7 protein-coding genes and 1 tRNA gene are annotated in these 6,882 nt (G+C 62.1%); 4 read left to right on the forward strand and 4 right to left on the reverse strand.

Going from position 1 to position 6,882, the window contains the following annotated elements; translation table 11 throughout:
* On the reverse strand, positions 1-720 hold a 720-nt coding region (locus ACLP25_RS21360; RefSeq protein WP_442471158.1), incomplete at its 3' end, for a hypothetical protein.
* A gap of 799 nt (positions 721-1,519) precedes the next feature.
* Between ACLP25_RS21360 and ACLP25_RS21365 the strand changes: the two genes are divergently transcribed.
* Complete coding sequence (locus ACLP25_RS21365) at positions 1,520-2,260, forward strand: transposase (protein WP_442471164.1); 741 nt, start codon at positions 1,520-1,522, stop codon at positions 2,258-2,260.
* Here the strand turns inward: ACLP25_RS21365 and ACLP25_RS21370 are convergent.
* From ACLP25_RS21370 to ACLP25_RS21380, 3 genes are all read right to left on the reverse strand, one after another.
* A complete protein-coding gene (locus tag ACLP25_RS21370; protein ID WP_442471159.1) occupies positions 2,238-3,452 on the reverse strand; it encodes a tyrosine-type recombinase/integrase in 1,215 nt (404 codons plus the stop codon). The two genes, ACLP25_RS21365 and ACLP25_RS21370, sit on opposite strands and share 23 nt — an antisense overlap.
* Positions 3,453-3,616: 164 nt before the next feature.
* Positions 3,617-3,691 (reverse strand) — tRNA-Thr (locus tag ACLP25_RS21375).
* A gap of 50 nt (positions 3,692-3,741) precedes the next feature.
* Positions 3,742-4,149 (reverse strand): cupin domain-containing protein, encoded by a 408-nt coding sequence (locus tag ACLP25_RS21380; RefSeq protein WP_442471160.1) that lies wholly within the window; start codon positions 4,147-4,149, stop codon positions 3,742-3,744.
* A 69-nt stretch (positions 4,150-4,218) separates the two neighbouring features.
* Here ACLP25_RS21380 and pyrE point away from each other — a divergent pair, with 69 nt between their 5' ends.
* The 3 genes from pyrE to acpS are packed head-to-tail and all read left to right on the forward strand — an operon-like array spanning position 4,219 to position 6,003.
* Positions 4,219-4,821, forward strand: coding sequence for an orotate phosphoribosyltransferase (gene pyrE, locus ACLP25_RS21385; protein ID WP_442471161.1), 603 nt, complete (start codon positions 4,219-4,221; stop codon positions 4,819-4,821).
* A 22-nt stretch (positions 4,822-4,843) separates the two neighbouring features.
* Entirely contained in the window at positions 4,844-5,602 is a 759-nt protein-coding gene (locus tag ACLP25_RS21390) for a pyridoxine 5'-phosphate synthase (protein WP_442471162.1), read from the forward strand.
* On the forward strand, positions 5,599-6,003 hold the full coding sequence (gene acpS / locus ACLP25_RS21395; protein WP_442471163.1) for a holo-ACP synthase: 405 nt from the start codon (positions 5,599-5,601) through the stop codon (positions 6,001-6,003). The genes ACLP25_RS21390 and acpS overlap by 4 nt, the downstream gene beginning before the upstream one ends.
* Positions 6,004-6,882 lie beyond the last annotated feature (879 nt).

The raw sequence follows: 6,882 nt of genomic DNA on the forward strand, positions 1-6,882 counted from the left end.
CTGAAAGCCGCCCTTCAGGGAGTCCGAAGTGATGGCCTTGTAGTTGCGCTCGCCTACCATCCACTTGAGTGACTCGGCAATGAAGCCTTTGCCCGCCCCGGTTAGCGATGAAATGAGCAGTACCGAGACCGGCATCTTGACCTCAGGTCTACACACTAGGTGAGCGCACCAGTCGAGGAAATATTCTCGCTCAGCCTCATGGTCTCCGAAGAACCGCTCAGCCACATCAAGGAACCATCGCGGCTCCTGATATTTGTTTTCGCAACAGGGTCTTACGCTTGGCTCATGCCAAAGGTTGAACACACGCGACCCGTCGTCCAGCTCAACAATGCGCGGCTTGTTGGGGTAGGTGTCCCAAAAGTCGGCAATGAGCAATTTGGCAAGCGTAAGTTCCAGCTTGGTGGACTTGTACTTGTCATATTTCGCCTGCATCCAAGGATCGGTCGCATCCCTGATCTGCGGCGTCCTAAACGCGATGCGCACCTGACCATCGGCCCTACCATAGTTCAACACAGGTAAAGGCGTCTGAAACTCGGCGTCTATGGTTCTCTGGACGGCATAGTCTATTAACAGCCCCTTATCTGTTCCTTTGTCTCGATAGGTCCACTTCCCAGCACTGGCAATGAAGGTGAACTTATTCGCAACCTTCTCCCAAAGCTCTACCATCATCCGTTCTTCTTCTCTGGAGCCTGCCCGCACGGCCTCGCCTTTCTGCAGCATACTCCTTGCCGTTTCAGCGGCGATTAGTTTCGAGTGACTTGGCATGTGTAGCTAACGTCCTGGGCGTTCTTCGCGATGTCCGTGGGGTTGCTAAGGGCGGCCTCAATCGCCGCATTGACCATGGTGGAAAGGGAACAGCGCTGGTCGGGCGCTCCTTGCATCAGTCGTTCGATGAGGTCTCTGCGTACATACAGCCGCACGCTCACCGTGCTTCGTTGGAGTGTCATTGGCTTTCCTTTGTGGTTGTGTCGATCAAGACGCGCAAAGCGTCCCTCAGCAACAAAGCGTTGCTCGGCGGCGCTCCGTAATGCTCTGTGAGCCTCCTGTGGGCCTCCGCCAGTAACTCGCGGGTTTCCCCGGTGGCTCTGGCGTAGAAGCCGTAGAAGGCTGTGTTTGCTTTGACGCCTCGCGGCTCTGGGTAACGTAGTGATACGCGCATGATATGTGTTTCCTTTCGACTGGAGTGACAATGAGAAAAGCCCCACGAGGGGGCTGGTTGTGGTGTTCGGTTTGAGGGGGGTTGAGGAGCGCAAGAAAGCAGCGCGCTTCCTCACATGGGTCCAAAACTGACTGTTCTTCTGCCCAAAACACTGACTCAAGATCGTTATCGACCTCAAGGTCCGGTTGGTCGCTTGGGACCGCTTGGTAGCCATAGGCTTGGAATTTGACAGCTTCTTCTAGAAGGGTGACTCAAACCGTGCTTTTCGAGGAAATAGTTGTGCGAATTCAGCAACTGATGCCGTATCCGAGCAGACGGTTTTCTGGACATAACAAAACAAGGCGTGGTACCGGCTCCGGCATGCCGATCAGACCCGCTCCCGACCACCCCTTATTCAGCGACGATGAACTCGCACGGCGGGCGCTGGGGAGGCTGAGGTGGCCGAACGGAGTCCTCTGCGCGCAATGCGAGTCAACCGAGGTGACCTCAATCAAAGGGACCAAGCGCTCCCATCGTGACGGCCTTTACTCCTGTCGGAGGTGTCGAAAGCAATTCACGGTCACCGTTGGGACAGTGTTTGAGCGGTCGAAGGTGCCGCTAGGTAAGTGGCTGCAGGTCATCCACCTGGAAAACTCCAAGAGCTTGACGCCCCTGACATCGTCGCAAATGGCCCAAACATGCGGTCTCGCTCACAAGACCGTGGACAGGATGAAGGTGCGCATCTACGCAGCGGTTGACGCCTACGCCGGTCCGAACACTGAATTTGGGCGGGCAATAACTGCGCGCGTTAGTTCCACTCGCCCCCAGCCTCCTCGGCTAACCTGGCAGCGTGGACGCCCGATTAACCTGAAGCCCTGGTATGAGTGGAGAGAGAAGCACCCGCTTTGCGCGGCTATACAATCGGAGGGTGTGCTTGCAGCGCTGGGCGCGTCCGACTTGAAGCACATAGAAAGCACCGAGAAGCTCCTCCGGTTGCTGTTGAAGGCACAGAAGCCTCAGCGGCGTATTCCAGCGCGTCTTCCTGCGCCGAAGAGGAGGAGGTACATAGTGCCCCGACCGCATGGTTCGCCTAACTCCGCTACGCCGTCTTCAACCGAATGACCTCACCCCCGTGCCTCAAGCCGTCCAGCTTGTCAGCCCACCAGTTCATCATCCGCACCCGCTCGTCCCAATATTCGCTCCGGGCGTAAGCCTTGCGCACAGCGTTCGCCTCTACGTGCGCTAACTGCGCCTCAATAGCGTCAGGGTTCCACTCGCCACTTTCGTTAAGCAGGGAGCTAGCCGCAGCTCTGAAGCCGTGGGCTGTCATTTCGTCCTTGGTGTACCCGAGCCTCCGAAGGGCGGCATTCAACGTGTTCTCGGACATACGGCGGGCGGTGGAGCGGATCGACGGGAACAGGTACTTACCGCGCCCCGTGATAGCCTGAAGCTCCTTAAGCAGCGCCACGGCCTGCGGAGCTAGCGGAGCCTTGTGGGGCCTCTTCATCTTCATGCGCGGCCCGGGGATTTTCCAAACGCCCGCTTCAAGATCGAACTCGGACCATTCGGCCTGTCTAAGTTCACCCGGGCGAACGAAAGTCAGCGCCAGCAACTGAAGGGCGTAAATGGTTTCTGGTGCACCCTCGTAATTGTCGACCGCGCGCAACAGGTTGCCGAGCGGGGCGGCCTGCGTGATTGCGGCCCTGTGTTTCGCCTTGGGTGTCGTTAGCGCGCCTCTGAGCGCTTCCGTGGGGTCCGTTTCCGCCCTGCTGGACGCAACGGCAAGCCGAAAGACCTGCCCAATGGTGGCCCTCAGCCTCTTGGCGCTATCGTTCTTCCCGCGCGCCTCAATCTGCTTCAGGACGACCAGTACCTCAGCCGCCTTGATTTCACTGATTGGTCTTGGCCCGAGTGTCGGTAGGGCAAAGCTCAGGAGCCATTGCAGCTTGGACAGTGTCGATTCGGACTTACCCTCGCGCCTCTTCTTTTCCACAAGCTCCGCCGCGACGGCCTCAAACGTGTTGGTGCGAGTATGCGCACTTACCAGCTTGTCCAGCTTCTTTTGCTGGCCTGGATCAACCCCAGCGTCCAAAAGCTTGCGGGCCGCGTCTCTGGCCTCCCTCGCCTCCTTCAGGCTCATTGCGGGATAGACGCCCAACGCAAGGAGCTTCTGCTTTCCATCGAAGCGATACGCCAAGCGCCAGCGTTTCGCATCGTCAGGGAAAACCCAAAGCTGTAATCCGCCACCATCTGACAATTTCGTCAGCTTTCCCTGAGAGTTGGCTTTGTCCACCTGGAACTGTTTCAGAGCCACGTTGGTCCGCCCTTTGGCTGCAAATCGCTTCGTACCAACGAGTATACCAACAAAATTCACGGATATCAACGTCCGTGGCTGGACGCTGAAGGACGCTTCAAGCCCTGAAAGCCTTGGTTTTCTTGGGCTGTGTGGACCGTCCCGGATCGTTTCGGAAGGGGAAGTGGTGCCGGATGAGGGGATCGAACCCCCGACCTTCGGTTTACAAAACCGCTGCACTACCGCTGTGCTAATCCGGCTCGTCACGGGCCCTTCGCTAGCAGCGCCCCTGCGCGGGCGCAAGACCGCTTCAGCGGCCGGCGGGAACCGTCGGCGTCCATGGTCCCTCGACCGCGACGGCCTCATCCATGCCGGGCCACGGCGGCATGGTGACGGCGACGAACGCGAGCGGACCATCGGCGTCTGCGCGGAACTGAAACGCCGTCCCCAGCGGGATCGACACCGCGACGCCGGGCGCGAGCGCCTCGACGCTGTCCGCCGCCCCGGCCCGCCGCCACAAGGCGCCGCGGCCTCCGACCACATACCAGAGCTCGTCGACCGTCCGGTGCCTCACGGCGTGCGAGACGGCGCCGGCGGGGAGCTCGAAATGCGCCAGGCTTCCGCCGCCGAGCGCCAGCAGCAACCGGACCGCCGTTCCGTCGGGGGCTGTCGCGTCGGGGGCGGCGCCAAGGGTTTTGGTCGCGAAGGGCGGGGACATGGGCCTTGGTCGGTTCGGGCCGCTGCCTCACGGCTTGGCGCGGCGCGCGCCCGCCTGCTATGAGGAGCCATGAGCACGACCTTAACCGCCGATCAGGCGCTTGACGAGTTCCGCGCCGCCGGCGCGCTGCTGGAGGGTCACTTCATCCTGTCGTCCGGCCTGCATTCGCCGGTCTTCCTGCAGAAGATGTTCGTGTTCCAGGATCCGGCCCGAACCGAGCGGCTCTGCCGGGCGCTCGCCGAGAAGGCGCTGAAGGCGTTCGGACCGATCGACGTCGTAGCTTCGCCCGCGGTCGGCGGCATCGTGCCGGGCTACGAGACGGCGCGCTGGCTCGGCGCCAGGGCGGTCTTCGTCGAGCGGGAGAACGGCGTCTTCAAGCTGAGGCGCGGTTTCGCCATCCTCCCCGGCGCGCGCGTGCTCATGGTCGAGGACGTCATCACGACCGGCCTCTCGTCGCGCGAATGCCTCACGGCGCTGGCCGAGCACCCGGGAACGATCGTCGGCGCGGCCTGCCTGATCGACCGTTCGGGCGGCAAGGCCGACATCGGCGTTCCGCGCGTGGCGCTCGCGACCCTCGACATCCCGGCCTATCCGGCCGATGCGCTGCCGCCGGAACTCGCGGCGCTGCCAGCGGTTAAGCCAGGCAGCCGCGCGCTCGCCGGCGCGGTCTGACTGAAACGGGGAGAGACATCCGATGACCGCGCTTCGCCTCGGGGTCAACGTCGATCACGTCGCCACCGTCCGCAACGCACGCGGCGGCGCCGCGCCGGACCCGGTCCGCGCGGCGCTTCTCGCCGTCGAGGCCGGAGCCGACGGGATCACTGCGCATCTACGCGAGGACCGCCGCCACATCCACGATGACGACATGAAGCGCCTAAAGGCCTCGATCAAGAAGCCGCTGAATTTCGAGATGGCCGCGACCGAGGCGATGCTCGATATCGCCTTGCGCATCCGTCCGCACGCCTGCTGTCTCGTGCCGGAAAAGCGGACCGAGCGCACGACCGAAGGCGGGCTCGACGTGATCGGCGGCTTCCACGCGCTCAAGCCGTTCGTCGCCGAACTCGGCAAGGCAGGGATCCGGGTCTCGATGTTCATCGAGCCGTCGAGCGAAGCGGTAAAGGCCAGCGCCGATCTCGGCGCGCCGGCGGTCGAACTGCACACCGGAGCCTGGTGCGACGCGCTCGCCCACCGCGACAAGGGCCGCGCCGACTATGAATTCGGCCGCCTGCGGGTGGCTGCCGCGCAGACGCCCGGTCTCGGGCTCGAATGCCATGCCGGCCACGGACTCGACTACGATTCCGCCCGCGTCATCGCGAGCCTGCCGGAGATCGTCGAGCTCAACATCGGCCACTTTCTCGTCGGCGAGGCGATCTTCGTCGGTCTCGCCGAGACCGTGAAGCGGATGCGCGCGGCGATGGACGAAGGGCGGACGACCGCCGCGGCGCTCCGGTGATCGTCGGAATCGGCAGCGACCTTTGCGACATTCGCCGCATCGAGCAGACGCTCGAGCGTTACGGGGAGCGGTTCGTCGAGCGCTGCTTCACCGAAATCGAGCGGCGCCGCTCCGACGCCCGCGCCGGACGCGCCGCCTCTTACGCCAAGCGGTTCGCCGCCAAGGAGGCCTGCGCCAAGGCGCTCGGCACGGGCCTCAAGCGTGGCGTCTTCTGGCGCGACATGGGGGTCGTCAACCTGCCGTCGGGGCAGCCGACCATGCGGTTGACCGGCGGTGCGGCCGAGCGCCTGAAGGCGATCCTCCCGCCAGGAACGGAAGCCTTCATCCATCTCACGATCACCGACGAGCCGCCGCTCGCCCAGGCGTTCGTGGTCATCGAGGCGCGCCCGGCGGCGGCGTAGCGGGACGAGATCCTCTCGGCCGCTGTAGCCCGCGGGCGCCTCTCGGTCGCCCCTCTTGCGGCTTGCGAGAACGGCGCGACGATCCAGCGGTTTTGGCGCCGACTCCATCTTTTCAATCGCTTGGGCGCCGAAAACTGTCCAAATCGCGATTTTTCTTCGCCATGCGGCTCGCCCCCGCAAACGCCCGCTCCCGTCCAGTACGCCCAAACTGCTTGCGTTTCGTCCAATACTCGCATGAAGGGATCATAGCGCGATTTCTGCTTTTCCGCAACGAAAACCGCGCCATCGCTATCGCGGGAAGAGGAGGGCGGCCTCGTTGCGGCTGAGGCAAGGGACGCCCCGCGAGAGTGCGACGAGGTCTTTCCCCTTCGAGGCGCAAGGAAGTCGGTTGACAGTCGAACTGCTGAATGGGTGTTTGACGACCTCGCGATGACTTGTCCCACAACATGATAAGTTGGTAACCGCTGATAAGTTTTTTTTCGAATGTCGCCGGCAATGTAGAGGCTGGAGAAATCGTGACCGTTACCGGATTTCGGCCAAACCCTATTCTAGTCTCTTTTCCACTGTATGCTCCCGCGCCGCGTTCTCAAGAAAATCCTCGAGCTGCGCAATGCAGTCGCGATCGCGGTATATTACATGCTTATTCCGATCGATCTCAAGGCTAATTCGCCTGCGCTCCACTGAATTTGTGGCCAATCGAGTCGCTATCGAAACGTATTCGTCGATCGAGTCCGCGACTGTTTGTCCCACTCCGATCCTGTCCAAGATCGCGCTGCTATGACGACCTCGCATAAGCGCCCCCCTCAACGTCACAACAGGCAGATTATGGACGAGGCTTTCCAAGGTCGAATTGCAACCGGACCACCCGATGCTGTCGAG

Source organism: Roseiarcus sp. (genome assembly GCF_052145395.1).
GTDB lineage: Bacteria > Pseudomonadota > Alphaproteobacteria > Rhizobiales > Beijerinckiaceae > Roseiarcus.